2 protein-coding genes are annotated in these 998 nt (G+C 38.0%); both read right to left on the reverse strand.

The annotated features are described in order from the left end of the window. Positions 1-233: hypothetical protein (locus JCM17102_RS25425; protein ID WP_033887271.1), on the reverse strand; the 233-nt coding region annotated here is incomplete at its 3' end. 138 nt (positions 234-371) lie between these two features. Beyond that, positions 372-998, reverse strand: a 627-nt coding sequence (locus JCM17102_RS31015; RefSeq protein WP_025076568.1) for a hypothetical protein, incomplete at its 5' end; no start/stop codon positions are given.

Here is a 998-nt window from a genome sequence, read left to right on the forward strand (position 1 = left end):
GTTATTCGAGCTAATTCTCCTCTTTCCATATCAGAATCCTTAGGAGCAGGGGAATCCATTTCTCCATCTAATATTTTTACTGTATCTCGCGTTGTAAGGTTACTTTTATGATAACTTGGAATATTATATTTAAGATATAATCCCTCTGCTGTGATTGTATCTTTCTGTCCGTATACAGGGATTAAGTATACAATGACGCATATTATTGAAAATAATCTTTTTATATTATTCATACTTTATAGAATGTTGAAATTTTATTATTTAGAATATTGCTGCTACAAATATAATTAGCTCGTTATAAGCTTACTTGCATACATAACTAAAAAATAACCTTCTAGTTGTAGTAAGTATCTTTTTTGTCATTTATTGCATTAACCGTAATAGCTACTGCTTCCGTAATAACTGCTGCTTCCATAGTCGCTGCTGCTTCCATAGTCGCTGCTGCTTCCATAGTCGCTGCTGCTTCCATAGTCGCTGCTGCTTCCATAGTCGCTGCTGCTTCCATAGTCGCTACTGCTTCCATAGTCGCTGCTGCTTCCATAGCCGCTACTGCTTCCACTACCTCCACTATTACTGTTTTTGTCAATAAGAATGGACGCTACCTGAGCGCTCTTTGGAATCTCATACGTAGTATCTTGTTGAGGATCATAAACTTGGATGTATGTTATACCATCTTCTTCATATTCTTTCCGGAATAGTACCGCATGTGTATCAGTACTTTCTACCTCCATACCTGCCTTTTTGAGGTCAAACTGAATAATTAAATGTTGATTTTCACTAAGATTACCGGGATCAATGTTGCTGTAACCGCTACCGGAACCATACGTTTTTGTAGCATAATCGTGCATTTGGCTGGTATCCACTGCTGCACCGTCTTTTCTTGTATTCAGATCCACACCAGAACCAAAATAACCTTCCGCATAGCCCTCAACGTCAGAATTAGTGTAACAGCCACCATATTCTATATATGCGATACATCTCCAAAAGCAGTCGTTATT

Origin of the sequence: Bacteroides faecichinchillae JCM 17102 (genome assembly GCF_000614145.1) — a bacterium.
Lineage (GTDB): Bacteria > Bacteroidota > Bacteroidia > Bacteroidales > Bacteroidaceae > Bacteroides > Bacteroides faecichinchillae.